Below are 26,258 nucleotides of genomic sequence, written 5' to 3' on the forward strand. Positions count from 1 at the left end.
CCGGGATTTTTTGTGATTATAGAATAGTTCTCTCAGTAAGTCTACAGTTTCATCGTAAAGAACCAGGGTCGATGGAAAATCGTTTGTCGAGCTTATCGCTGCTAAGCCAGCCTACATAAGTATTTAAAGGTTTATATTGGTTATCCATAACTAATACAGCCACAAAAGGGTATTGTTTGCGGTGTAAATAACGAACGTCTCCCCAGCGCACCATATATCCTGAAGGAAGCTCCTCCACTTCGGCCACCGCATAAGAGGTGAAATATAAAAAGGACTGAATATCTGGATGCGACTTGGATATTTCCACAGCGGGATGATTCGAGCAGACCGCATGTTTGAACCATTCCAGACGGTTGTTCAGTAGCTGCCCAACGTCATAGCTGCCGTCTTTTTTCACTTTAACTACGTTCCAGCGTTTAAGTGAAATTGTAGGGATTACAATATAACGTTCGCCAGCAGTATGGTGTATATCTTTAAGCTTGATGTTTCGTGTAAGGCGGGCATGAACAATCGTTCTCCAAATATAATAAAGAATGGTACAGGCATAAAGCGTAATAAATAAAGGTTTAGGCGGAACAATCCCAGTGATCCAGAGCAGAATAGCTGCGATATGGCTGCCAAAAATAAATGGATCGAAAATGTGGATGATATTCCAGGCGATCCATTTCTCAGTGAATGGACGGGCCGCCTGAGTTCCATAGGTGTTAAACAGATCAGAGAAGACGTGCACGCCTACACCTATGAAACCCCAGAGTGCAACATGGCTTAAAGCTGCCAAATCAGTAAACCCAAACAGAGGCCCTAAGACTAGGGCAATCAGAGCGGGCCACAAAATTAGAAAAGGCAAGGAGTGTGTGATTCCACGGTGATTACGAATATATATTGCATTGTCCTTTAGTCGTAATGCGGTATCGGCATCAGGAGCCTGTGAGCCTAAAATCGTTGCCAGCATAACGGCCCCGGCCAGTTTAGGGTCAGAAGCAACGACGGGATCGACGAAAGAAAGTCCGGCTAACCCTATGCCCATAACTAAATGTGTAGCGGTGTCCATTGGTCAGTTCTCCTTTGTTGTTCGGAAGTACATTATTAATAATTACCCAAATACGGCTTAGGTTATTAAGGGGCTGAAAATAAATATTGTCACGTAATTGTCAAATTCATGAACATACTGTGCCATGACTGTCAAAGTCTCCTCGGGTTTGATATGATAAAGTTAACAGCGAAGTCTATTTAGTGCTTCGGCTAGAACGTTAGAAGTTTGTTTAGAAGGAGGATCATTTGGTGTGGATAATCATATAACATTTCAAGCTTCTTCCGATTCTGCAGCTATGTCTGCAAAATCTCCACCGGAAGGTGCAAGTTGGCGTGATTTCATTACCGTAACAAAACCCGGTATTATCCGATCTAACCTCATCGCTGCCTTTGCAGGATATTGGCTGGCTTCAGGTTGGGATGTTCAATACGGCAGATTAGTTCTGACTCTGCTCGGTACAATGCTGGTTATGGCTTCGGCCTGTGTTTTTAATAACTATTTCGACCGTGATCTGGATATGAAGATGGAAAGAACGCGCGATCGTGGGCTTCCTACAGGACGATTGAAACCCAAAACCGTATTGCTGTATGCTATTGGGCTTGGGATTGCGGGTTTGATTGTGCTGTTTGCTTTTTCCGGAGTTTTAGCCGGTCTGTTCGGGATTGTAGGGATGTTCGTTTACGTTGTAGTATACACCCTTTGGTTGAAACGGACATCAACATGGAGCACTTCAGTAGGTGCGATCTCTGGAGCTATGCCACCGGTAATTGGCTACGTTGCAGTTACGGGAACAGTTGATCTAGGGGCTTGGCTGATGTTTGCGATGTTGTTTCTGTGGCAACCTCCCCATTTCTGGGCGCTCGGGATTAGACGTAAAGAAGAATATAGAGCCGCAGGTTTCCCACTGCTGCCTGTAGTCAAAGGAACACGTCGTACGAAGTTTCAAATGATTCCTTATGTAGCACTGTTACTGCCTATTCCAGTGTTAATGTACGCCTACGATTATGCAGGCATTTTTTATCTGGTGATTTCAACAGCGCTGTCCCTGGCTTGGTTAATCATAACCTTGATGGGCTTTGCAGCAAAAGATGACGAAGTCTGGGCGAAGAAGAACTTCCTCTTCTCCATTAACTACCTAACGGTAAGTTTGATCGTACTTGTATTAAATACGATTCACGGTTAAGAAGAGGGAGGGTATTATTGTCCGTGCAGACCTTTAAGCGTTATAAATGGACCTGGATTCTACTATTGCTTGCTTTGGTAATGGCTGGTTATCTGGCAGTTAATTCTTTGAATTTAGGAAAAGAAAAACTGCCGGTAATCGGAGAAGTGCAGGACTTTTCACTTGAAAATGTGGATGGAGACCAGATTACTCTGGCTGATACACAAGGTAAGGCACGGCTGGTATACTTTTTTTTCACGCAATGTCCGGATGTATGTCCTATAACTACGTTCCTGTTATCCCAGACACAGAAGATTCTGGTTGACGAGGGCAGCTTTGGAAAAGATACGGCGTTCGTCTCCATTTCTTTTGATCCAGAGAATGATACACGTGAAGCCATTAAGACCTTTGCGGACCGTTTCCAGGCAGATTATAAGGGTTGGTACTTCTTACGGGGGGATCAGGAAGTGATTCGTAAGCTGGCAACTGATTCTTTTAAAGTACTAATTGCAGGGAATAGTAAAGAAAATTTCGTACATGCCAATCGCATAGCATTGGTTGATCGAGACAATCGTCTCCGTGCATTGTATGACGCAGGAGATACGGATAACGTAACGCCTGAATTTCTTGCCGATAGGCTGAATGAATTGGCTCGTGAATAGAACATAACCGCATAACAGAAACGCCTTTTTCGAATCCCGTTTATTGAAGGGATAACGAAAAAGGCGTTTTTAATTTCTTAGGCAATATATCGCGAATCAAAAAGGAATGGGTTCAGGGTATATGATGAACTCTTCCAGACCCGCTTTTTCAAGCTGATTAATATTGTATTCATCTGGAGTGCCCTCCACTCCGGCATAACCCCGGCGCGTATAGATGTGACCAGCATCGGGAAAGGCATCGCGGAGAATCCCGCGTATTTTTTTGCCTGAACTGTCGTTATCCATATAAAGATATACTTCTCCATCTCCTACTTTTTGTCGCAGGGACTCGAGTTTGAGCGTATTTAATGTACCAAAGGTACAGAGGATTTCGACTTCCGGTACCAGCACGCGTCGTAATCTGCTGCGATCGTTTTTGCCTTCGACAATAATCGTAATGGACATTTGCTGACAATCACCTCCGGAAATGAAGTCTGAACTTACAGACTCATTATAGTTTACCGAAGGAGGAGCAGTTTTAACAACTGTTTCTACAGGAAAATCTTCATTCCCCGGGAAATGTCGTAAAAACAATAAATCATGCGGCCCTCCCATTCCATTTGGAAGAGTAGGTAGACAGTTTGGTTGAATTTTTTGGCGGAAGCAGTAATAGTGCAACCATCAGCAATAGAAAGGCAATGAAATAAGGTGAAACAACGGCTCTTAATTGTCCTGCGGCCACAGGGCCTGCGAATGCGCCTAGTGACATGGCTATCGACTGCATGGAGAAGGTGCGTCCCATACGTCCTGGTCCACCTAGACTAATAAAGAGCGATGCCATTGCAGGAAATAATATTCCTTTGGCTGCACCCAGCATAAAGAGAATAACGGATGCGGGAATGCTGTGAAGTGAGGCGAGCGCAAAAAAACAAAGGGCCATTCCTAGCAAGGCCACGGCTATTCTTCCTCCTGGGGAAAAGCGGTTCAGGAAGAACAAACTGAGTGTTACCAAAGCCCCTAAGCTAAGGAGCGATAAAAGAATGCCTGTGGAAACAATGCTATTACTTCCGGTCTGAGATAGAGGAAGTTCAAAGAACAGAACCCCTTGTGAACAAGAAACGAAAAAAGGCAGCAGATAATAACGTTTGGAAACTGGATTGGCATCGGATATAGGGACCGAAGGAAGATCCTGTTTTTTTAAAGGAGGTGCTGCAGAGTTTACAGGGCGTACTAAACGCCGGGCAGGTGCCGGTACACTGAAAAAAGCCATGATGCCTGTAGCGATAAGCAGCCATCCCAATGTGGTGAAGGTGCCGGAATAGCCAGCTTTAGCTACGATAAAGGCCCCCGCTGCCGGGGATACCACTGAAGCTAAGGTATGAACGATACCATGTCCGGACATATATTTCCCCTGCTCAGTAGCATCAGATGATAATGAAGCCAGCAAGGTCATGCACGCTGGAGAGAGGAAGGCGAGCGCGAACCCGCTTGCTGCTCGTAGCATCAGCAAATGCCACGGAAGCTGAGCATGAGCCTGCAGCAGTAGAATGGCTCCCGCAGTAACAAGGCTAAAGACGATGTAGCGGCGGCTGCCATTACGATCGACGAGTACGCCTGCGAGCAAATTGCCAGGAAGATGGGTTAACGAATACATGCCCATCATCCAGCCAATAAAGGCGGGTCCCGCACCAAGAGAGATGGCAAAGGGCGTTAGAATAGGATACTGTGCATGTAAATCAAAAAACGCCAGAAAAAGAAACAGGTACAGCCACAGCGCAGTTTTCACAGGGAAACACCTCCGAGAGCCACCTACAATAAAGATTAATGCAGGAAGGCGGATTTTAAGAAGATCAAATTTAAGCAACTACTTGTACTTTACGTGGGACAGAGAGGGCTTATACCGCTTTTTTAATTCCTATAAGCAGGTATACCTTTCTCTGGCTGTGGAACCATGAATTATGATGGGCATTCATGTATAATAATTAATATTGGCGTCATGTCTATGGAGGAGATAATCCTTAGGACGAAACTAGGCGATAGGGGTGTTGTGAGGTTGATGGATCCAGAGGTGTGGTCACAGTTTATTAGAGAGAATTGGTTAGTCATTGTTATTGCGCTTGTTCTGTTGTTCGCGGTTGTTAATTTGGTCAAAACGATGTTGAAATGGGCGATTGTCATTATTATCGTTGTAGGTCTATTCATCTATAGTGGTGTGACAATGGACCAAATTGGTAACGCTGTGAATAAGGTGGCAGATGGAACGGTAAGTACGCTGAAGAAGGAAGCACAAGAGGTTATGCTTAAAGAGGCGCAGGATGCGAAGTACACTTCAAATGGTGACGGAACATTTACGATTACAACTCCGAATATTGAAGTGAAAGGTACTACTGGCGAAGATAAGGTAGAGGTTACTTTCCGCGGAGTTAGTCTTGGGAAGTGGAGTATTACTGATACCACACAAACATTTATCGAGGAAGCTCGGAAACATCAATAAACGGCTTCAGTTTAAATCATTATCAAAAACAAGCAAGCGGGCGACTGAAAGGGGAGATTGGATATGATAAACGGTTGGTTGACTAGTCTGAGTGATGCAAATATCATCTCCATCGCCCTCCTGCTGGTAGTAGTCTTTTCACTATTGCAAGGCTGGAGCAGAGGGTTCTCAAGTGCTACCGGAAGATTATTCGGTCTGCTGGGAACAGGACTGTATACAATAGCTTCTTTGGTGCTGGCCATTCCTGCTGCGGCTTATCTCAATCCTCATGTACAGACTTGGGCAGCAGGAATAAGTCTGCCTGATAAACAGCTGACCCAGTGGCAGCAAATTTATTATACGGCTGTGTCTGTGCTGGCGGAATCGCCGCTGGTGCGATTTCTATTGTTGTTATTGCTCTCTTATATCTTAATTCGCATGCTTCTGGGATTGTTGTCTATGCTGCTCCCATTCCATCAGCTACGGCGCACCAAGACATTTAAGGACAGAAAGATTACGCAAGTAAGCCGTATGGGTGGAGCTATCATAGGATTAATTATAGGCTTGACTCGTGGTTTAATTATTGTGCTCGCTCTCTTCATTTGTGTTGGCCTAAATCCAGAAAGTCAATTTAGCCGTTATGTGGAATCTTCTCCGATCTACAGTCAAAGCGCTGCCGCTGTATTTGAACCCTTTGTTGGGGAGACAGTGCAGAAAAAGCTGCCTATTCTGACGAAGACCGTTGCAGCTGAGATGAATGATATTCTGCGCAGAAAATATGAAGTTATCGATCATGACATTCCACAAGATATTGTGGGAGCTGCTGAAGATATTATTGGACAAGCGCAAGGAGACGAGAAGAAAGCCAGACTACTGTATGATTGGGTAGGAACACGAGTAACTTATGATTACGCCAAAGCGGAAAATTATGAAAAAAATAGAATTTGGCATGAACAGACCCCGCAGGATACCTTCGACACACGCATAGGGGTATGTATTGATTATGCCCGTCTTTACGCTGTTATGGCCCGCTCTCAAGGGTTACAGGTGCGCGTTGTAACGGGGCAAGGCTATGATGGTCGAGGCGGGTATGGCGCACATGCCTGGAATGAAGTTTATATAAGTGACCGGCAAGCATGGATTCCATTGGATCCCACTTGGGCGAGCAGCGGAGATTGGTTTAATCCGAAGGATTTTGACGATACGCATATTAGGGAGAACGCACTCTGAGTGAGGGCGCCGCACTCCTTCCGTGTGGTACAATAAACTCATACCAACTGCTCTAACATAAATGCGAGTGCAATGCTCACAATCAGCTTCTTAGAAATCACCTTCATTATAAGAGCAATGTCGCTGGCTAAGGCAATTCAGACATTATTTTTATATAGAAGGGAAGAAAGCTGGTGAGCTTTGGGAAGCAGCTCCCGCCTGCGGACGGGAAATCTTCGAAACATTCTGTAGGTCTGAGATTGAATCTGTTTTTCTTTGGCACTTTTTTTATTTTTTGTATCATTATTGTGCGTCTTGCAGGTTTGCAGTTTACTGAGGGAGCTTTGCTGACAGAAGAAGAGATTAAACGGGATACGAAGTTTGTTCCGCTGGCAGCCATGCGAGGGATTATTTTTGCTGCCGGGGGTGAGCAGATAGCCTATTCTACACCTGTTGAGTCGCTCTATCTTACCCTAAATAAGGAATATACAGCTAAAACTACCGATAAAGTAACGGGTGAAACCTCACTAACGGAAAAAGCGAAAAATAAGTCTAATGACCTTGCAGCAAGATTAGTAGCGGAGTTTGAGAAATATGGAAGTGCAGATGCCCCCAAGTTAACGCAGCAGGACGTGCTGGATTTACTTGATCTGGACTTTAAAAAGTATCTGGGTTATGTACCGCGTCGTATAAAAGCAGGGCTAACTTCAGAAGAAATAGCTTATTTCATGGAACACAAGGATGAATATCCAGGTATTACCATTGTGGAAGAAAGTGTACGCCACTACGATAAAGATACGGTAGCTGTGCAGACGGTGGGTTTTGGCAAACCTTTTAAATCAACCGAAGACATAGCGATGTACAAAAATATTCGTAGTGCAATGAAAGACAATTCTTCACCGGGACTTATGTATAAAACGGAAGAATATGTAGGATTTGATGGTCTGGAAATGCAGTATCAACGCGAACTGCGCGGAGAAAATGGTTATCAGGTCATTTCGGTCACTCCTCAAAATATGGCGGAGAAGGTAGAACAGACCGTTCCCCCTGTAAAAGGCAATAACATTTGGATGACTATTAATAAGAATGTTCAGATGAAGACTGAACAGGCCATATTGGATCAGATTAAATGGCTGCACACCAATGCTGTTCAAGGCGAAACTCATCCTGATGCTTTAACAGGTTATGCAGTAGCAATGGAAGTAGAGACTGGTAATGTTGTCGCTATGGCGAGTATGCCGGATTACGATTCGAATGTATGGACAAAGGACTCGTTGCCTACATCCGTCTGGAATAAAATTATGAACAATCATCTGAATGGTACTATTACCTCGAATTCTTCCGGGAGATCGGGTCATGATTTTAGCTCTCTTGTATTCATGGGATCGACCATCAAACCGTTAAGTGTATTAATTGGTTTAAATGAAGGGTTTTTTAGCACCTCGAGCACTTATCCAGATGTGGGGATTACATATTTCGGTAAGGATGATAAATCATCGGTTAGAAATTCATCAGGTCATGTCTATGGAAAACTGTATCCGGCTGATGCTATCAAGCAATCCTCTAACGTATTTATGGTGGATATGGTCGGAAAGCAACTTTATAAGAAATACCTGGGAGATAAAGGCGTAGAGGTTTGGGACCAATATATGAAAAAGTTCGGACTGGGTGTGTCAACACAAAGTGGTCTTCCCGGTGAATCACCAGGTCAGATTAACTATACAGATTTCAAGGCTGCAGGGAGCTCGCAGGCCGCGCTCGTCTACGCATCTTTTGGCCAGCAAGGCAGTTATACTACATTACAGCTTGCCCAGTATGCTACTACACTTGCAAATGAAGGTGTGCGAATTAAACCACAGCTTGTAAGTAAGATTACGGATGCGCAAGGTAAGGTGGTTAAGGAATTTAAAAAAGAAGTGCTTAATAAAGTAACCTTTGATAAATCGTTCTGGAGAGAAATCAAACAGGGAATGAGCAGTAAAGTTAGTGCTTTTGACGATTTTCCTTATGATTTTGCCCGTAAGACAGGAACCTCTGAAAAAACGGATAGAAAAAATATAAACCGTGATAACGGGGTTTTTATTGCCTTTGCTCCACGTGAGAATCCGAAACTGGCTGTAGCGGTTGTGATTCCGGAGGGCGGCTTTGGCTCCAATAGTGCAGCTCCGGTTGCCCGTAAGATTTTTGATGCTTATGATTGGGAATATGGGCTGGATGGGGTTCCAAAGAAGAATATTCCTCCTGTGGCAGATCCCGTTCAAGAACAATAAGCTTAAATTAGAGAAAAAGGAGAGAAAAACTGTGAGTTTTTTCCGTAAGCAGGCCTCACCTCCTGACGAGACCAGCAGCAAAAGTTCCATTGGCCTGCGACTCAACGTGTTTTTCTTTAGCACGTTCGTTATATTTTGCGTAATCATCATACGGCTAGCTGTCCTGCAGTTCGTGGAAGGTCCAACTTTAACTGAGGTAGAGACGAGTAGAGATACTAAAAATGTACCGTTAGCTTCCATGAGAGGGGTTATATACGCTGCAGGCGGTGAGAAGCTAGCTTATTCCACACCTGTTCAATCGCTGTATATCACGCTCAATAAAGAGTATACGGCTAAGGAAACAGATAAAGTCACCGGTAAAACAACGCTGACCCCAGAGGCTAAGGCCAAGTCTGATGCCTTGGCAGCCAAGCTGGTAGCTGATTTCAATAAATATGGTAATCCAAATGCAGAGAAGATGACGGAGAAAGATGTAATTGATGCGCTGGATTTATATTTTCGTAAATCACTTGGCTTTATGGCACGGCGAATTAAGGCTGATCTGACTACTGAAGAAGTAGCTTATTTCATGGAGCATAAAGGAGAATATCCGGGGCTTGAGATTGTCGAGGAGAGCATTCGTCATTATGATAAAGATACGGTTGCTGTACAGACGATTGGTTATATCAAACCCTTCAAATCCGCGAACAGTCTTAATATTTATAAAAACATTCTTAGTGCTATGAAAAACAATCCGGAGCCAGGGCTAACGTATAAGGATGACGAATTTGTTGGATTCGATGGGCTGGAGCTGAAATATCAGCGTGAGCTTCGCGGGCAAAACGGATATCAGGAAATTTCCGTCAATCCACAGAATATGGCGGAGAAAATTGAGCGTGTCGTTCCGCCTGTCAAAGGAAATGACATCTGGACAACGATTAATAAGAATGTTCAGATGAAGACAGAACAGGCGATAACAGATCAGCTCAAATGGTTGCACTCTAATACCGTACAAGGCAGAACGCATCCGAATGCTTTAACGGGATATGCAGTAGCGATGGAAGTAGATACTGGTAATATTGTCGCTATGGCGAGTATGCCTGATTATGATACGAATGTTTGGACATCAGGTTCTTTGTCTTCAGATGTCTGGAACAGTATTATGGATAATTATCAGAACGGAACGATCACTCCTATTTCTTCGGGAACCTCAGGGAACGGACTAAGATCTGTACTGCTTCTAGGTTCAACGATTAAACCTTTGAGTGTACTCGTGGGTCTGAATGAAGGGTTGTTTTCAACTTCTTCTTATTATCAGGATAAAGGTTTTGCGACTTTTGGTAAGTCTGGGCATGAAACGAAGGTAAGAAACTCTTCTAACCACGTATATGGTTCTTTGGATCCTGCTAGAGCCATTGAGAAATCCTCGAATGCATTTATGGTCGATATGGTCGGTAAAAGATTGTATGACAAATATAAAAGCAAGGGGATAGACATCTGGGATGTCTATATGAAAGAGTTCGGCCTTGGTGTATCTACGGGAATTGACCTGCCTAATGAATTCTTGGGTCAAAGAAACTATACCAATATAGAAGCTGCTGGTAGTGCGCAGTCCGCACTGGTCTATGCCTCTTTCGGACAACAAGGAAGTTATACAGTAATGCAGCTTGCACAGTATGTTACTACACTTGCTAATGAAGGACAGCGGATTAAACCTCAACTGGTTAGCAAGATTACTGACGCAGATGGAAATATAATCAAAGAGTTTAAACGTGAGGTGCTTGATGAAGTAACAAACTTCGATAAGTCCTACTGGAATGAAATTAAGCAGGGGATGCGAAGTGAAGTTAGTGCTTTTTCTGATTTCCCTTATGACTTTGCACGTAAGACGGGAACCTCTCAGCAAGTAGCTAAGGGTGAAATTCGCGATAATGGGGTATTTATTGCATATGCTCCACGTAATAATCCTAAGTTGGCTGTGGCGGTTGTAATCCCTGAAGGTGGCTTTGGTTCACAAAGTGCGGCACCAGTCGCACGTAAAATATTTGATGCCTATGATTGGGAATATGGGCTTGATGGAGTTCCAAAGAAAAGTCTCCAGTCTGGCAATAATACTAATGATAATGCGAAGGAGGGAGAGACTACAGGTACCGAGTAACTCTGACCCTATGGCTAAGATTTAAAAAAATAAACAGCTTCTCAATAGAGAGCATACAAGAATGGAGGGGTGGCAAATGATTGCCAAATACCGCCTGCTTGCATTGGATATGGATGGAACCCTACTGAATGATGAACAGATAATTACACCCACAACGGTGGAATGGATTCAAAAGGCGGTCAACGCAGGCGTTCATGTCTGTCTGTCGACAGGCCGGGCATTTGTAAGTGCCTTACCCTATGCAGAGCAGCTAGGTTTAGAGACACCGATGATCACTGTGAACGGCAGTGAGGTGTGGAGAGCGCCACATGAAATATACCGGAGATCGCTAATGGATCCCAAGCTGGTACAAGAAATGTATGATCTTGCAAAAGCAGATGACATCTGGTTCTGGGCTTATTCTCTGGACGAAGTTCTCAAACAGGATAACTGGGATGGGGATGTAACGGGTAGAGAATGGCTTAAGTTCGGTTATCACACTGAAGATGATGAGCTTCGCCATAAGCTGTTGCTTCGTCTTCAAGATATGGGTGGACTGGAGATTACGAACTCTTCTCCGCACAATCTGGAGATTAATCCTCTAGGCGTGAATAAGGCAGCAGGAATAAAGGAAGTCTGCAAGCTGCTGGGAATAGAAATGTCGCAAGTTGTAGCTGTGGGCGACAGCCTTAACGATCTGGCGGCGATCCAGCAGGCTGGACTTGGGGTTGCCATGGGCAACGCGCAAAAGACGGTTAAACAAGAGGCTGATGTTGTGGTGGCGACCAATAATCAAGACGGGATTGCCGAGGTCATCCAAAAGTATATCTTTACCGAAGCTGCAGCCTCTGTAGGCAGCAAATAATAAAAGCAGTACTGCGAAGTGAATCCATGGAGCATTATGCTAGTAGGAGGTTAAGGAATTGACGATCCTGGGTTGGATTCTTATCATTGTTTTGTTTGCTGTAGGATTGGCAGGGGCTGTATATCCCATACTGCCGGGTGCGTTAGCGATCTATCTTGCCTTTTTTGTATACGGCTGGTTCTTTTCTTTTGAGCCCTTTGGGGTTTGGTTCTGGATTATTCAAACACTGATTGTTGTAGTTCTTTTTGTTGCTGATTATGTTGTAGGAGCGTGGGGTGTCAAAAAATTTGGCGGCTCACGTTCATCGATTATCGGGAGCACGATCGGGCTGATCTTGGGACCTTTTGTTATCCCGGCTTTTGGTCTTATCATTGGACCATTTCTAGGGGCTTTTATTGGAGAATTGATGGTGGGATCTTCACCTTCTAAAGCTGCTAAGGTAAGTGTTGGCTCCATACTCGGCTTATTTAGCAGCACCTTGGTCAAAATCGTGTTGCAGGTAATTATGGTCGTCCTCTTTTTTATATGGGTCGCCCGGTTTTAATTTAACAGTGAAGAAGGGGAAAGAGTTTGTCCAAGAAAGAGTCTTTTGTTAAAGGCACGCTTATCCTTGCTGCTGCAGCTTTGGTGGCAAGGGTACTCGGGCTTGTCCAGCGTGTGCCGCTGGACCATATCTTTGACGGTGTGGGGAGAGCATCGTTCGGAGTTTCTAACAATATCTATTTAATGCTTCTAACCGTAGCCACCGCTGGGATTCCAAGTACACTCAGCAAAATGGTCTCTGAACGATACGCCTTGAATCGTCCTGAAGAGGCGAGACAAGTGTATCATGCTGCACTGCTGTTTTCAGTGGCAGCAGGGGTGTTTATGACTGTCTTGCTGTACATAGGGGCTCCATTTTATGCAACTCATATTGCTGATGTCCCTGAATCGGCGATGGCGATAAAAGCTATTGCGCCTGCCCTGCTTCTTTTTCCGGCAATAGCGATGATGCGTGGATATTTTCAAGGCCGCAACAATATGATGGCAGGTGGGATTTCTCAGATCGTGGAGCAATTCGCTCGCGTACTGACCGCTATTTTGCTGGCTTATATTTTATTACATCAAGGTTATAGCAACACTACAATTGCTGCGGGAGCATCCTTTGGTAGCGTGATCGGTAGTATCGCGGCGTTTGGCGTAATGATTTATTTTGCAGTCAAACTTCGCCGTGAGGACAAGCAATTAGGATTGAATTATGATACTGCTCAAAAATTACCGATTTGGGGTATCTACAAGGATATTTTTACACTGTCTATTCCCATTGTGCTATCTTCCCTTACGATTCCGGTTGTGAATGTAATTGACACTTCTCTTACGGTACGATTATTGATTGATCAGATAGGTAGGGAGAGTGCCACTTCAGCGCTAGGTATTTTATCCAATCGTGCTCAGAGTGTAGCGGGCATTCCACCTGTTCTAGCTATCGCACTTGGAACTTCATTGATTCCGATCATTTCGGCTGCCTATGCCCGCCGTGATGAGGGGCATTTGAAAAAGCAGATAACGCTTGCTCTGCGGATTTCTATTTTGACAGGGATGCCGATTGTATTGGCGCTTGTAGCAGCTGCTTATTCTGTAAATGGATTATTGTTCGCCAGTTTAGATGGCAGTGGTATCGTAGCCATGCTTACTTTAGGAACGATCTTTCAGATTACGATGATGACAACGAACTCTATTTTGTTAGGTATGGGCAAATCGCGAATTTCCATGTATTATGTGTTAGCGGGTATTATTGTAAAATTAGTGGCAAGCTTATTACTTAGTAAGGTATTTGGCATCTACGGAATCATCGGTGCAACAGCACTTTGTTTCGTGGTCATTACTTTGCTTAACTTACGCATGCTGAAATCGATTGTGCCTTTTGAAATTATGGGCAAACGTTGGGGCGGTTTCGCGATTGCGGTACTTGTGTCCGGCGGGATTGGTTATGGCTTGAATGAGGCTGGGATTTTGTTAACGGATCTGATGCCGGCACGTTTGGCGTTTCTGATCACTTGTCTTGTTGTGGGAGCCGCAGTTGTTGTTATTTATCTAGTACTGCTTATTGTGCTGGGCGTGCTGACTAAACAGGAAATCTCCAGTTATCCGCGGGCGCTGCAAAAATTATTGAATCCGCTGATGAAGTTACAGCCTGCACGTGTTCGTATGAGAGAATAGGTTTGACTTCTACCCTGCATTTTGCTTCACTTAAAGAGTAGAAAATAGACAGATATTGAAGAAGGGACTGAGTAAATCATGGACAAAATTAGTTCTCCTGCTGAATTTCAGGTAGCCATTCAATCACCTCGATTAACAGTGGCCATCTTCAAGGCTGACTGGTGCTCGGATTGCAAATTTATCGATCCTTTTATCCCAGAGGTAGAGCAGGCTTATGCAGACCGCCTTACACTGGTTGAGGTAGATGTTGATGCCGTGGGCGATGTTAGCCAAGAACAAAATATTATGGGTATTCCAAGCTTCGTCGCATATTCGGATGGACGGGAATTGGTTAGATTCGTTAATAAATTGCGCAAATCCCGTGAAGAGATTGAAAATTTCCTTGATAAAGCGGTCCAAGTGCATCAAAGCCTTCAAAAGTAATTCCTAAGGAACCACCGCTTTCGCCTGTTTGTGCAAAAGCGGTGGTTTTTTGAAATATAAGTCTGGCTGCTTCTTCATTACTAAAAACTGCGGGTGATATTTTTGACGACAAATCAGTTGAAATGGCTTAGTTATCTTACTTGCCTTATCATGTTCCTCGCTGTACTCGGAGGAGCGGTAGTGACGAAGACTGGATCGGGCTTGGAATGCGGAAATGAATGGCCGCTCTGTCATGGGAAATTAATTCCGGCTTATACTATAGGCTCGATGATTGAATACACCCATCGCTTGTTTAGCGGTTTGGCAGGGTTATTCTCACTTGCCTCGATGTTTGCTTTTTGGCGTTATGCCCGTACTCGGCGCGATTTGCTGGGCTATGCATTTATGACTTTATTATTCGTCATCGTTCAAGGTGGTATGGGAGCGCTTGCAGTAATTAAATCTCAATCTGCTGCTGTAATGGCGCTGCATATGGGTTTTTCTTTGATCGCCTTTTCGAGCGCTATGATGTTGGCTCTTGGAACCAAGAGATGGCATGAATCGCGCGAATATGATCATACGTTGGAAGCTCAAAAGAAGCCCGTAAGTAAGGCTTTTCGCAATTTAACTTGTTTTACTGCCATCTATTCTTATATTGTCGTGTATATTGGAGCCTTTGTAAGTCATACGGATTCACAGGGCGGGTGTTCGGGTTGGCCGCTTTGTAATGGAGAATGGGTTCCGGAGCTTTCCGGAGGTGTAGGTGTTGTTTTTACGCATCGGATTGCGGCTTTGCTCTTATTCATGCTTACTGCGCTGCTTGGGCATTTAGCATTTTGGAAACATAAGGATTATCCAGAGCTTAGAGCGCTAGGTGTAGCTGCAGTGCTGTTATGCTTGATGCAGGTGTTTAGTGGGGCGGCTGTGGTTTACACCCTAGATAATGAAAGATTGTACATATTTGCCGCTTTGGCTCATATTTTGCTGATTGCCAGTTTGTTTGGTGTCTTATGTTATATGAGTGTAAGAGTCTGGCAGCTAAATCGTGCGGGTAGTGTCGTGTCTGGAAAAAATGTAACGAACCCAATGATTCCACCGCCTTGGTAGAAAATTCCCTCCGTGGATAGAGGCGCTTCACCCGCGGAATAATAAAGTGGAAATCGGTATATCGTGGAGCTGATTGGCCGATGCTTACGTCGCGAGTTTTGTACGAAGCAGTCCATGGAAGCAGACGCTGAACAAAACTTTAGGAGGACTGGGATATGCTGCGGGTATTACTTGGAGAGCCGCCTCGAAAGAACAGTGGTGTGTTGGCTGATGCGATGGAGAATATGGCCACTTTTGCAGCATTGCTGCGCAAGGAAATGAGTGCCCATGAGGATAATGACCATGAATACCGCAAGCTGGAGATTTGGACACGTGGGCTGATTTCCTCTCTGGATGAACTGGAGCAAAGTTGGTTCGCGGCCGCTTTTTACCGGAAATTAGTGATTGCGGGTTATATGGATGATATGACACCGGTGGAACAGGGCGATTATGCACGTTATGTTTATTTTTATAAAGATGGCTTTATCCGGGTTTTCTCTCTTCTGGACAAGCTTGGGACGGTACTGAATCATTTTTATGATCTCAAAACATCCAAATTAAAAACGCACTTTTCTTACTTTACAGTGCTGCGTCAGCTTCAATTATTGAATGTGCATCCTGCATTAGCGGATCAACTGGAACAGATCAAGAACTCCTACCGCGATCCATTGGAGAATTTACGCAAGCGCAGAAATGCTGAAATTCATTATATGAATTCTGAAATGCAGGATGATCTGTGGCAGCGGCATCAAGGTCTGCATGATAAAATTCAGCTCGAGGATCTGGATAGCCATCTTGAGGATTTAAAACAATCGCTCGAAATGAACTGTAAGACATTAATCGCGGCATTCAGCTACAGCAATGAACAGCTGCGTAAGGAAATAAGCAGGGCAAAGAGCATAAAATCGTAATCGTTCAATATATTTCCTTTTGACAAAGATCGATAAACTCACTATACTTATGCTTGCATTAAAGTATGTACGATTTCAGAAAAAATATAATTTCATAACTTTATCTTATCGAGAGCGGCGGAGGGATAGGCCCGATGAAGCCCGGCAACCGATTTGTATCCAGCGCGGGAAGCGTTGTACAAATGTCATGGTGCTAATTCCTACAATGGCGCAGGTTGCGGTCGTTGGCAGATGAGAAGGCATTGTCTTAATAAACCCACAGAGCCTCTTGCGATCTGCATCGATCGTTGGAGGTTTTTTTGTATAGAATAAGTGAAATATAAAGGGGGGGCGACGAGAGTTGATTAATCTAAAAGGGATAACAAAGGTTTATGGAAAAGGGAGTAATGCGGCAACAGCGCTTTCTGGATTGAATCTGTCCATCGAGAAAGGTGAAATATTCGGAGTCATCGGCCACTCTGGAGCGGGGAAAAGTACATTGATCCGTTGCATTAATCTGTTGGAACGTCCGACAGAAGGTGAGGTCTGGGTAGACGGTGTTGAACTAACTAGCCTTAACCAAGGTCAATTACAGGAACAGCGGCGCAAGATTGGGATGATTTTTCAACATTTCAATTTGCTTTCTTCGGCGACTGTGTATGATAATATTGCCTTTCCACTGCGACTTGCAGGTACATCTAGAACAGCTATTGATACAAAAGTGAAAGATCTGCTCGCTCTAGTTGGGCTTGAAGAACATACAGATAAGTATCCTTCTCAGTTATCTGGAGGACAAAAGCAGCGGGTCGGCATCGCCCGGGCACTAGCCAGTGACCCTGATGTACTGCTGTGTGACGAGGCCACTTCTGCGCTTGATCCCCAGACAACGGACTCCATTCTTAAGCTGCTGCTCGATATTAATAAAAGATTCCATTTGACCATTGTGCTGATCACACATGAAATGCATGTAATCCAGAGCATCTGCGACCGTGTCGCGGTCATTCATGGTGGTGGGATTGTTGAGCAAGGCAAAGTTACAGAGGTATTTCTCAAGCCGCAGCATGAGGTTACACGCGATTTCATCCGCAGTGAGACACAGAATGAAGGGCCTCTTCGAGTGGCGCTTGATGCTGCTGCCGGGGATAACTCTCAAGCTGTCAAAATTACTTTTTTCGGAGAAAAAACTTACGGCTCGGCACTATCCGATGTCGTGCGTGATACGGGTGTAAGCTTTGCAATCTTACATGGTACCATCTCAACGATTAAAGATGTGCCTTATGGACAGATGATTGTGCGGTTCGAAGGGCCAGCTGAGGCGATTGCTGTAACGATCTCCAGACTAATTGCTCAAGGCCTTGATGTGGAGGTGATTTCGTAATGAATTTTGCAGATCTAAATTGGCAAGAAATGATGGATGCTACGGTTGCTACTATAAAAATGATATTTTTTTCCGGATTGTTCACAATTATTCTTGGTTTACCACTCGGAATTCTATTGTATTTATGGGGGAAATCGAATAGTATAGTAATCAGAGTAACTTACTCGGTCTTATCATTACTTGTAAATATCCTACGTTCCGTACCCTTTATCATTTTGATGGTGGCTCTAATTCCTTTCAGCAAAGCCGTTGTTGGAACCTCCATTGGTGTACTCGGTACGATTCCACCTCTGGTGATTGGTGCAGCTCCGTTTTTTGCCCGCTTGGTAGAGACGTCGTTAAGAGAGGTAGACCGCGGAGTCATCGAAGCCGCACAAGGTATGGGAGCATCGACGAACCAAATCGTTATGCGTGTTCTTTTGCCAGAAGCTCGTCCAGGTCTGCTAGCTGGAGTTACGATCACACTGGTTACACTGGTCTCCTATACAGCAATGGCTGGTATGGTTGGGGGCGGCGGATTAGGTGACTTGGCGATTCGTTACGGCTACCACCGCTATGAGACGGAGATTATGATTGTTTCTATATTATTTATTGTCGTACTGGTGCAATTGCTACAAATGGCCGGTGACCGACTCGTAAAACATTACACACGGAAATAAGGTACATCCATATATATCCTTATTCAATACAAAATATAGATTAGAGGGGGATTTACAATGAAAAAAGTACTACTTACATTTTTTAGCCTGACACTGGTTGCGGTGCTTGCGGCTTGCGGTAACAACAATGCATCTAATAATGCTGGGAGCTCGGCTGCTACAACAGCACCAAATGCAGAAGCAACAAGTGAACCTACTAAAGATCCTGTGAAACTGGTTATTGGTGCCTCACCTGTGCCTCATGCTGAAATTTTGAAGGCTATTGCTCCATTGCTTGAAAAAGATGGAATTACCCTTGAAATTAAAGAATTTACTGACTATATTCAACCTAACGTGCAGCTTGATGAGAAGGAGTTAGACGCTAACTTTTTCCAACACCAACCGTATCTGGATGACCAAAACAAAAATAATAAAACAGATCTGGTCTCCGTTGCATCCGTTCACGTTGAGCCTTTTGGAGCTTATTCCAAAAAAATCAAATCGATCGATGAGTTGGCTGATGGTGCAAAAGTTGCCATTCCGAACGATGCTACTAATGGTGGCCGTGCACTAATCCTACTTGCAAAAAATGGTCTGATTACCTTGAAAGATGATACAAACATTGCTGCAACGAAAGCAGATATCACTGAAAACAAGAAAAACCTCGATATCATCGAGTTGGAAGCAGCTATGCTCCCACGTCAACTGGATGAGGTAGACCTTGCTTTGATCAACACGAACTTTGCGCTAGACGCTGGTCTCGTACCAACTAAAGATGCATTGTTCATCGAGGGTGTAGATTCCCCTTATGCTAACATTTTGGTAACCCGTCAAGACAATAAAGATTCCGAAGCCATCAAAAAGCTGGTTGCTGCCCTGAATTCTCCAGAAGCTAAAGCTTTCATTGAAGAAAAGTACGAAGGTGCGATCATTCCAGCGTTTTAAGGAATTAAGCTAAATTCGTCTATAGTCATAACAAGAACCCGCAGCCAAGTTGGCTTGCGGGTTTTATGTTCTAAGGTTGTGAGAGAATGTTAAATCCTCTATAATAAGAAAATCCCGATCTCCTTTACAGGAGAATCGGGAGGGTTATTGAACGGGATTTAGAATACTTGAACTACTTCTTCAACGCCTTCTACTTCTTCAAGGAGGGCGCGTTCAATCCCGGCTTTCAAGGTGATCGTGGAGCTTGGGCAGCTGCCGCAGGCACCCATAAGTTTCAACTTAACGATGCCGTCTTCCACATCGACCAGTTCTACGTCACCGCCATCGCGCTGCAGGAACGGACGAAGCTTATCCAGCACTTCTAGTACTTCATCATACATTTCGGTGCTTTGTGCATTCTCACTCATTTCTCAATCACTCCTTTCGTAAGTTCATTATAGTACAAAAAGTTAAAAAATAAAATGGTTAGGCGGAATAGGGAGATCATCATGAGACCAATTATTGAATTTTGTTCCAGCAACATGGGTCACGGAACAGACAAGCTAATGCATAAGCTGGAGGAAAATCCGGATTATGATGTCATTGAATACGGATGTCTGAACAATTGTGGAGAGTGTTATTTAATGCCTTTCGCCATGGTTGAAGGTGACATTATTGCAGCAGACACTGTTGTAGAGCTAGAAGAGAAAATTGAGGCCAAGATCAAAGAGCTTGAGGCTTGGTTTAATATAGATCTTGACTAAATTTCTCGAGAAAAAAAGAGGGAGCACTCCATAATTTAAATTATGGAGTGCTCCCTCTTTTTGGAACCTTACTTGAACAAAATCCACCAATTTGATCGATTAGGCAACATATTGGAGAGTGCAGGTGCTACCGTGAAGGTGCCACCGGACTCAGGCGACCTTATATTGAGTGTTTTCCTACATTTGGATTGCTCTATCGGACCCCATAGTCACTATTCACCTGAAAAACAGCATAAATGAACCTCATTATAAGCAATAACTTCACTGGAATCCGAAACTCTCCTCCAAAGGCTAAAAATTTGCGAATAAGGTCATCTGAGTCCGTAGGGTATACGCACCAATAACGTAAGAAAGCTACTCTCGTGTTTATCTGAGAGTAGCGTCGTTGTTGAATACTTATGAACCAATCTTAGGCTTATCCTAAAGTGCGTTTCGACATCCAGAGCACTCCGCTCTTGAGGATGCGGGGAACCCGTCCTTTGACGGAGCGTTGTCCCATAAGTCCGAATCCTGCTTTTTTGCCTAGTGACCCTAAAGTACCCTTCAGGCGAATAGGATGAAGCTTAGGAGTCTCACCGCGCCAGGTGGCTTGAATAACCTGAGCTACCTGCTCACCCTGTGCTCCAGCGGCTTGTGCGCTTGGTGCGAATGGCAGACTGGCACAGTCACCAATCACATATACCTCAGGATAATCCGGTATACGATAATACTCATCCAGCATAATCCGTCCACCGCGGTCCTTCGACACATTCAAATCTTGAACTACTTTTACAGGTTGAATTCCTGCGGTCCATACTGTCACATCTGAAAGGATTTCCTCGGTACCGTTAAAAATCGAATCCTTCTCTACATGAGATACAGAGATTCGTCCGAGCGTTTGCACCTGATGGTGATGAAACCATTCCTCTACGTACTGTGACAGCTTTGCCGGAAAGGCAGACAAAACACGTTCACCGCGGTCCAGAATAGCAATGTTAAGGTCTGGACGGCTCTCCCGAAGCTCTGCGGCTAATTCAACACCGCTTAATCCTCCACCTACGATGTTTATCGTTCCGTAAGGCTTCACATCATTTAAACGGCGGTAGGTTTCCCGAGTACCAGCAAAGGTCTGGATGCTGCAGGTATATTGATCAGCACCAGGGATGTTGTGGTAATTATCGGTACAGCCAAGAGCAATGGCTAGGAGATCATAAGATACAATCTCACCGGATTCCATACTGACTATTTTGCTCTCCAAATCAATGGAACTCACTTCACCGTACCGGACAGTAAGCCGGGGGTGAACCGGAAAATGAATGCGCAGGTGATAATCAGTTACGGTACCTGCGGCGAGCGCATAATATTCCGTTTTGATTCCTTGATAAGGCATTCGGTCAATTAAGATAATTTCAACATCATGAGGAAGATGATTATTGAGTAATTCTTGAATTAAGGCTAGGCCGCCGTAGCCACCGCCAAGAACGAGTATTGTTCTCATGCTGACCGAACTTCCTTTCCAATATGGGATAACAAATCTCAGGTAGTCTTCTTATTCGTATACCTTAACCTCATTATAGAAAGTGTCACGTTCGACAGGAATTCGTCCAGCACCTTTCACTAGCCAGATCAATTCGTCGCGAGTCAGACCTTCCGGTGTTAAGGCGCCAGCCGCGTGGCTGATCCGTTCTTTTAGAATTGTGCCATGCACGTCTGATGCACCGAAGTTCAGCGCAACTTGAGTAAGCTGAGGGCCAATGTTAATGAAGTACGCTTTGATGTGATCGAAATTGTCCAACATCAATCTGCTGATCGCAATGGTCTTCAGATCCTCATAAGCAGAGTTGCGGCGCATGATGCCAGCGTTTTTATTCTTAGGCTGCATGGACAATGGAATGAATACCATAAAGCCATTGGTTTCGTCCTGCAAATCACGGATTTGCATCATATGGCGGATACGGTCTTCGTGAGATTCAATGGAGCCGTACAGCATAGTGGTATGGGTCTTCATCCCAAGCTGATGTGCTGTCCGATGGACTTCCAGATATTCTTCCACATTAGCTTTGTCTACACGCATTTTTTTACGATATTGGTCGGATAATATCTCTGCGCCACCACCGGTGAGTGTTTTAAGTCCAGCAGCACGCAATTGTTCCAGTACCTCACGAATACTCAAACCGCTAATACGGGTAAAGAAATCAATCTCAGCGGCAGTGTAGGCTTTTAAGGTAACCTCAGGGAAACGTTCGTTCAAAGCCTTTAAAGAATCCACATAATATTGGAAGGGAACCTTGTCGTTATGGCCACCAACAATGTGGAATTCGCGTACGCCTGGGTGGATATGTTGTTCGACATATTGCACCATTTCCTGACCGGAAAGGGTATAGGCTCCCTCTTCTCCATCATCTTTGCGGAAATTGCAGAATGCACAGTGCGATTCGCAAACATTGGTGAAATATAGACTCATGTTTTCGATAAAATATACCCGGTTGTGATTCTTGGCGATATTGACTTCATTCGCTAGCTGGCCAATGGTAAGTAAATCGTTGCTTTGATATAAATAAACGCCATCTTCCAAATTCAATCTTTCGCCGCTGCGAACCTTATCAATAATGTTCGCCATTCGGGCATCCGTGTGGGGGGTAAAAAGAGTAGACATATTATGATTTCCTCCTGAAAGTTTACGAGCAGATTGCTCGAAGATAAATTCCAGACGTACCCAAGTGGTAGCTGTTCATTCTAAAAAAGAAAGAGGCGAGCTTGCCTCCGTGACAAATTTCCGAATTTTTACTTAGAGTGCCTTCCCTATTATAAACCTACTCTCCTAAGGGTATCAACAGCTTGATATTGATGGTGTTTTTTGCTGTGAAGGGTCATGCCTAAGGCAGTTGTGACTTGAGGGTAACGGAATAGTCGGTTATACTGAATTTATCAAGCATAAACGTCATTGGCATCCTTATAAAGGTGATAAGCGTTTGAGCGAGAAATATAAGACATAAAGAATAGGTGCAACACTTATACTTTCTTATATTTTTAAGAAATAACTTTTGGCCGGAAGGCCCCTTAAACATAAGTTTCCGCTTATGAAGTGAGACGAATTTGTAGGAGGATGAGATCATGATTAATATTAGTGAAAAAGCAGCAGAACAATTAAAGGCGATGCTTGCTGAACAAGAAGTACCGAACATGTTCCTCCGTATTGGAGTAACGCCCGGCGGTTGCAGTGGATTCTCGTACGCTATGGGCTTTGATGATAATGAAACCGATCAGGACGTATATATGGACATTCAAGACATGAAAGTGGTTGTGGAGAAGGAGAACCTTCGTTACCTGGATGGTCTCGAAATCGACTTTGAAGAATCCGGCATGACGGGTGGCTTCACCATCAACAACCCTAATGCTACTGCAACCTGTGGCTGCGGCTCAAGCTTCCGTACAGCTACGGATGCAGGGAAACCTAACGAAGAGCCTTGCTAATAGCAGCAATCACGGCTCCAAGCCCCGTGTTGGATTCTAACAACACAGGCTTGGAGTTTTTTTTATTCTCAATGACAAAAATCATCACAAGGAGTTCGGAAATGGAAATCAGAAAATTAAAAGCTGGTGAACAGCCTCCATTAGAATTACTTCTATTAGCAGATCCTTCGGAGAGCTTAGTTAACGGATATTTACGAAGAGGGTTATGTTGTGTGGCTGAGGTAGATAACAGCATCATCGGAGTCTACGTTGTGCTGCAGACAAGACCGGAGACTGTAGAGATTGTTAATATCGCCGTCGACGAAAATAAACACGGGCAAGGTATAGGAAAGCAGCTGCTGAACCATGCGATTCAGAATGCCAAGCTGCTTGGGGCAAAAACCATTGAAATTGGCACAGGAAATTCGAGCGTTGGACAATTGGCACTTTATCAGAAATGCGGATTCAGAATCACCGGAATTGATAGAGACTTTTTTATTAGGCATTACAGCGAAGAGATCTTTGAAAATGGGATTCAAGTCATAGATATGATACGTCTGTCGCTAGATTTATGAGTAAAAGGGGAGTTTCTCAGAAGCCATTTAATGTGCACTGGGGTAGCTCTTTATTCTTTTACATAGGAAGCAAACCATGTATCGCGAACCATGTATCGCGAACGAACCTTGTATCGGACACAGATGACCCTAAACGCCGCATTTCCCCATATTTGTGGTGCCAATGGACCGCATTGCCGCTATTGCTATGAAAATCAGTAAATATGAAGCTCTTTTTAAGCAATAGTGTCACTGGAGTCCGAAACCACGCCTAAAAGGTTGAAAATCTGCAAATAACGTCATCTGGGTCCGAAACGCTTATGGGTTAACGACACTGTTGAAGCAGATAGCTATTGATTAAAAACACAGAGCAGCGATTCTCCACATAACTGGAGAATCGCTGCTCTGTTGTTTTTTTGCGATGGTCGGACCGTCTGTTCATAGAAATAAGCTGCTTATAGGCAGTCCCTGCGTACATTAGGCTGGAATAATAAACTTGTAATTAATCATAAATACGATGAGCGCTGCAGCTCCAAGGGAGAAGGCGATACAGCCCGTACCCAGTGCTCTGCGTTTGTCTTTAATAAATTTAAAGCCGATGGCGCAGATCAGTATAGTCGTTCCAGCCAATACAATGGACATCCCAAGCATAGCCACCCAATATAAAACCTCAAAAAACTGTGCCATTCTGAGCCCTCCCCGCGCTGTGCTTTTTAGTGATTCTGTTAGTACTCACTATAATAGTAGAAATTGAAAATGTAACCGCTATTAATAATACAACGATTTTGAAGATTATTCTAGTTATAGTGAACTCATCCATTAAGATAATGATGTCGAATTTCTTGAGAACTGAATCTACAAAATCCGCGGTTGTACCCTGTCGCTGTCGACTGATGCTGTGCTAAACACTAAGCCCTTTTTGCTAAGAGCGGCATCTTACACGGACAATCATACAAGAGGGCGAGACCTTCTCTGAGTAATGTATAGGGTAGGCTGGATTGTGAAGGGAGGGAAAGGACGATGGCAGGAAGACAATTGGCCAGTAAGTGGCTGAAGACAGAGGCGTTGCTGACCGATGCTCGGGTTGCACCCTATATCCCAATGACGAGGGGGTACAGGGCAGAAACGCTCCTGGCAATGCTTCGTAAATATGGAAATGTTGTCATTAAACCTATTGTGGGTGGCGGAGGTTACGGTGTAATCAAAGTTTTTCGGGATAGTCGCGGTTATGGATTCACCTATATGGACAGAACTCGAATTTACAAGGATTTTGGATCCATGAGACATGCGCTTAATACTGTGAAAGCAAGACGCAGATATTTGATTCAACAAGGGATTTCCCTGGCGAGAATCGGCGGGCGGCCTATTGATTATCGGGTCAAAGTAGTTAAAAATGGTGATGTTTGGGAATTTCGCTCCATGGTAGGTAGATTGGCTCGGCCAGGTCTGTTCGTGACCAATCTTTGTAAAGGGGGAACGATGCTATCATGTCGTGAAGGACTTCGTAGATCGTTGCCGCGGATTAAAGCTTCAGCGAAGAAAGCAGAAATGCGGAGACTAACCCATGTATGTATCGGAATTATGGAACGGCATTTTCCGGGAATAGGTGAGCTGGGCTTTGATTATGCTGTAGATTATTCAGGGAAAATATGGATTCTGGAGGTTAATACAAGACCTCAATAAATTAACAATTATTTTAAGAATTGACGATAATAGAGTAGTAAGATAAAATTGCGTTTAGTTGCGTTCTTTTGGGGTAAATAACATTGTAATTTATTTACAATAAAAATATATTTTTAGCTGTATACAAGTGGTTCAATCCTGTGTATAACTATTATCCCCATAGTCCACTGTGTAGCTAGTACCTTTATAACGCTTACACACATTTTATACACAGGATTTCCACATGTACTTGTGGATAACGCGAACGCTTGTTCGAAAAATGATAGTTTGATATGATAGATTCAGATCCAAATAAAGGAAAGGTAGATGAAGTTTATGGTTGAATTGTCGGATGAGATGCTGCTTGACTCTTACCATAGAGCAATAGAGCTGCAACTAGAGCATGATTTCATCGCTCTTCTACTCGTTGAAATTCGCAAACGAAACTTACACTCTCCAGTACATGCGGTTCTTCATTAAAAAGCGCAAAGGATAACTTTGTAGCAGGCTACATATATAAAACCGCGAGGCACAAACAAACATAAAAGGGTATCCTCACA

Annotated in this window: 27 protein-coding genes and 1 riboswitch; of the genes, 20 read left to right on the forward strand and 7 right to left on the reverse strand. The window is 44.0% G+C overall.

The genetic code is table 11. The annotated features are described in order from the left end of the window. Nucleotides 1-49 precede the first annotated feature (49 nt). Nucleotides 50-1,051 (reverse strand): metal-dependent hydrolase, encoded by a 1,002-nt coding sequence (locus MHH49_RS14750; RefSeq protein WP_076105306.1) that lies wholly within the window; start codon nt 1,049-1,051, stop codon nt 50-52. A gap of 232 nt (nt 1,052-1,283) precedes the next feature. Here MHH49_RS14750 and cyoE point away from each other — a divergent pair, with 232 nt between their 5' ends. Both cyoE and MHH49_RS14760 read left to right on the forward strand, forming a co-directional pair. After that, nucleotides 1,284-2,216 carry a heme o synthase gene (gene cyoE / locus MHH49_RS14755; RefSeq protein ID WP_036685285.1) on the forward strand — a complete coding sequence of 311 codons (933 nt, stop codon included), beginning with the start codon at nt 1,284-1,286 and terminating at the stop codon, nt 2,214-2,216. A 23-nt stretch (nt 2,217-2,239) separates the two neighbouring features. Then, nucleotides 2,240-2,857, forward strand: coding sequence for an SCO family protein (locus MHH49_RS14760; protein ID WP_094902247.1), 618 nt, complete (start codon nt 2,240-2,242; stop codon nt 2,855-2,857). 96 nt (nt 2,858-2,953) lie between these two features. On the opposite strand, the gene MHH49_RS14765 is transcribed toward MHH49_RS14760, so the two are convergent. Both MHH49_RS14765 and MHH49_RS14770 read right to left on the reverse strand, forming a co-directional pair. After that, on the reverse strand, nt 2,954-3,301 hold the full coding sequence (locus MHH49_RS14765; RefSeq protein WP_036685586.1) for a DNA primase: 348 nt from the start codon (nt 3,299-3,301) through the stop codon (nt 2,954-2,956). Nucleotides 3,302-3,434: 133 nt separating this feature from the next. Further along, nucleotides 3,435-4,622, reverse strand: a complete 1,188-nt coding sequence (locus MHH49_RS14770) for an MFS transporter (protein ID WP_076127992.1) — start codon at nt 4,620-4,622, stop codon at nt 3,435-3,437. Nucleotides 4,623-4,892: 270 nt separating this feature from the next. On the opposite strand from MHH49_RS14770, the gene MHH49_RS14775 reads away from it, so the two are divergent. The 13 genes from MHH49_RS14775 to MHH49_RS14835 all read left to right on the forward strand — a co-directional run bounded on the left by MHH49_RS14775 (nt 4,893) and on the right by MHH49_RS14835 (nt 19,307). Continuing rightward, entirely contained in the window at nt 4,893-5,330 is a 438-nt protein-coding gene (locus tag MHH49_RS14775; RefSeq protein WP_036685280.1) for a hypothetical protein, read from the forward strand. A 63-nt stretch (nt 5,331-5,393) separates the two neighbouring features. Then, nucleotides 5,394-6,539 carry a transglutaminase domain-containing protein gene (locus tag MHH49_RS14780; RefSeq protein ID WP_076281937.1) on the forward strand — a complete coding sequence of 382 codons (1,146 nt, stop codon included), beginning with the start codon at nt 5,394-5,396 and terminating at the stop codon, nt 6,537-6,539. Nucleotides 6,540-6,712: 173 nt separating this feature from the next. Continuing rightward, nucleotides 6,713-8,788 carry a peptidoglycan D,D-transpeptidase FtsI family protein gene (locus tag MHH49_RS14785; protein WP_256715499.1) on the forward strand — a complete coding sequence of 692 codons (2,076 nt, stop codon included), beginning with the start codon at nt 6,713-6,715 and terminating at the stop codon, nt 8,786-8,788. A 31-nt stretch (nt 8,789-8,819) separates the two neighbouring features. Further along, nucleotides 8,820-10,925 carry a peptidoglycan D,D-transpeptidase FtsI family protein gene (locus tag MHH49_RS14790; RefSeq protein WP_339824677.1) on the forward strand — a complete coding sequence of 702 codons (2,106 nt, stop codon included), beginning with the start codon at nt 8,820-8,822 and terminating at the stop codon, nt 10,923-10,925. A 76-nt stretch (nt 10,926-11,001) separates the two neighbouring features. Next, nucleotides 11,002-11,769 (forward strand): Cof-type HAD-IIB family hydrolase, encoded by a 768-nt coding sequence (locus MHH49_RS14795; protein WP_036685270.1) that lies wholly within the window; start codon nt 11,002-11,004, stop codon nt 11,767-11,769. A 58-nt stretch (nt 11,770-11,827) separates the two neighbouring features. Beyond that, nucleotides 11,828-12,313, forward strand: coding sequence for a DUF456 domain-containing protein (locus tag MHH49_RS14800; protein ID WP_036685268.1), 486 nt, complete (start codon nt 11,828-11,830; stop codon nt 12,311-12,313). A gap of 26 nt (nt 12,314-12,339) precedes the next feature. Then, on the forward strand, nt 12,340-13,968 hold the full coding sequence (locus tag MHH49_RS14805) for a putative polysaccharide biosynthesis protein (protein WP_036685266.1): 1,629 nt from the start codon (nt 12,340-12,342) through the stop codon (nt 13,966-13,968). 78 nt (nt 13,969-14,046) lie between these two features. Further along, a complete protein-coding gene (locus MHH49_RS14810) occupies nt 14,047-14,391 on the forward strand; it encodes a thioredoxin family protein (protein WP_036685265.1) in 345 nt (114 codons plus the stop codon). Between the two features lie 102 nt (nt 14,392-14,493). Further along, complete coding sequence (locus tag MHH49_RS14815) at nt 14,494-15,477, forward strand: COX15/CtaA family protein (RefSeq protein ID WP_076099376.1); 984 nt, start codon at nt 14,494-14,496, stop codon at nt 15,475-15,477. A gap of 155 nt (nt 15,478-15,632) precedes the next feature. After that, nucleotides 15,633-16,367, forward strand: a complete 735-nt coding sequence (locus MHH49_RS14820) for a Cthe_2314 family HEPN domain-containing protein (RefSeq protein WP_038573186.1) — start codon at nt 15,633-15,635, stop codon at nt 16,365-16,367. 102 nt (nt 16,368-16,469) lie between these two features. Further along, a riboswitch (SAM riboswitch) is annotated at nt 16,470-16,605 on the forward strand. Nucleotides 16,606-16,707: 102 nt separating this feature from the next. Next, entirely contained in the window at nt 16,708-17,724 is a 1,017-nt protein-coding gene (locus MHH49_RS14825) for a methionine ABC transporter ATP-binding protein (RefSeq protein WP_036685258.1), read from the forward strand. Between the two features lie 29 nt (nt 17,725-17,753). After that, nucleotides 17,754-18,383, forward strand: coding sequence for a methionine ABC transporter permease (locus MHH49_RS14830; protein WP_370510930.1), 630 nt, complete (start codon nt 17,754-17,756; stop codon nt 18,381-18,383). Nucleotides 18,384-18,440: 57 nt separating this feature from the next. Beyond that, entirely contained in the window at nt 18,441-19,307 is an 867-nt protein-coding gene (locus MHH49_RS14835) for a MetQ/NlpA family ABC transporter substrate-binding protein (protein ID WP_036685252.1), read from the forward strand. A gap of 158 nt (nt 19,308-19,465) precedes the next feature. On the opposite strand, the gene MHH49_RS14840 is transcribed toward MHH49_RS14835, so the two are convergent. Continuing rightward, complete coding sequence (locus tag MHH49_RS14840) at nt 19,466-19,714, reverse strand: NifU family protein (protein ID WP_036685249.1); 249 nt, start codon at nt 19,712-19,714, stop codon at nt 19,466-19,468. Nucleotides 19,715-19,795: 81 nt separating this feature from the next. On the opposite strand from MHH49_RS14840, the gene MHH49_RS14845 reads away from it, so the two are divergent. Beyond that, nucleotides 19,796-20,050, forward strand: coding sequence for a YuzB family protein (locus tag MHH49_RS14845; RefSeq protein WP_076105303.1), 255 nt, complete (start codon nt 19,796-19,798; stop codon nt 20,048-20,050). 415 nt (nt 20,051-20,465) lie between these two features. Here MHH49_RS14845 and MHH49_RS14850 read toward each other — a convergent pair whose 3' ends face one another. Further along, nucleotides 20,466-21,527, reverse strand: a complete 1,062-nt coding sequence (locus MHH49_RS14850) for an NAD(P)/FAD-dependent oxidoreductase (RefSeq protein WP_076099373.1) — start codon at nt 21,525-21,527, stop codon at nt 20,466-20,468. 51 nt (nt 21,528-21,578) lie between these two features. Continuing rightward, complete coding sequence (gene mqnE, locus MHH49_RS14855; protein WP_036685236.1) at nt 21,579-22,685, reverse strand: aminofutalosine synthase MqnE; 1,107 nt, start codon at nt 22,683-22,685, stop codon at nt 21,579-21,581. A gap of 458 nt (nt 22,686-23,143) precedes the next feature. On the opposite strand from mqnE, the gene MHH49_RS14860 reads away from it, so the two are divergent. Both MHH49_RS14860 and MHH49_RS14865 read left to right on the forward strand, forming a co-directional pair. Then, nucleotides 23,144-23,503 carry a HesB/IscA family protein gene (locus MHH49_RS14860; protein ID WP_036685235.1) on the forward strand — a complete coding sequence of 120 codons (360 nt, stop codon included), beginning with the start codon at nt 23,144-23,146 and terminating at the stop codon, nt 23,501-23,503. Nucleotides 23,504-23,604: 101 nt separating this feature from the next. Then, nucleotides 23,605-24,057, forward strand: a complete 453-nt coding sequence (locus MHH49_RS14865; RefSeq protein WP_036685234.1) for a GNAT family N-acetyltransferase — start codon at nt 23,605-23,607, stop codon at nt 24,055-24,057. A gap of 456 nt (nt 24,058-24,513) precedes the next feature. On the opposite strand, the gene MHH49_RS14870 is transcribed toward MHH49_RS14865, so the two are convergent. Next, nucleotides 24,514-24,723, reverse strand: a complete 210-nt coding sequence (locus MHH49_RS14870; protein ID WP_036685233.1) for a hypothetical protein — start codon at nt 24,721-24,723, stop codon at nt 24,514-24,516. Nucleotides 24,724-25,056: 333 nt separating this feature from the next. Here MHH49_RS14870 and MHH49_RS14875 point away from each other — a divergent pair, with 333 nt between their 5' ends. Both MHH49_RS14875 and MHH49_RS14880 read left to right on the forward strand, forming a co-directional pair. Continuing rightward, the gene (locus MHH49_RS14875) at nt 25,057-25,719 is read left to right on the forward strand and encodes a YheC/YheD family protein (RefSeq protein WP_076103728.1); all 663 of its coding nucleotides are present in this window, start codon (nt 25,057-25,059) and stop codon (nt 25,717-25,719) included. Nucleotides 25,720-26,034: 315 nt separating this feature from the next. Continuing rightward, nucleotides 26,035-26,178 (forward strand): sporulation histidine kinase inhibitor Sda, encoded by a 144-nt coding sequence (locus MHH49_RS14880; RefSeq protein WP_036685584.1) that lies wholly within the window; start codon nt 26,035-26,037, stop codon nt 26,176-26,178. Nucleotides 26,179-26,258: the final 80 nt, after the last annotated feature.

This window comes from Paenibacillus sp. FSL F4-0122 (assembly GCF_038002845.1).
Lineage (GTDB): Bacteria > Bacillota > Bacilli > Paenibacillales > Paenibacillaceae > Paenibacillus_AQ > Paenibacillus_AQ odorifer.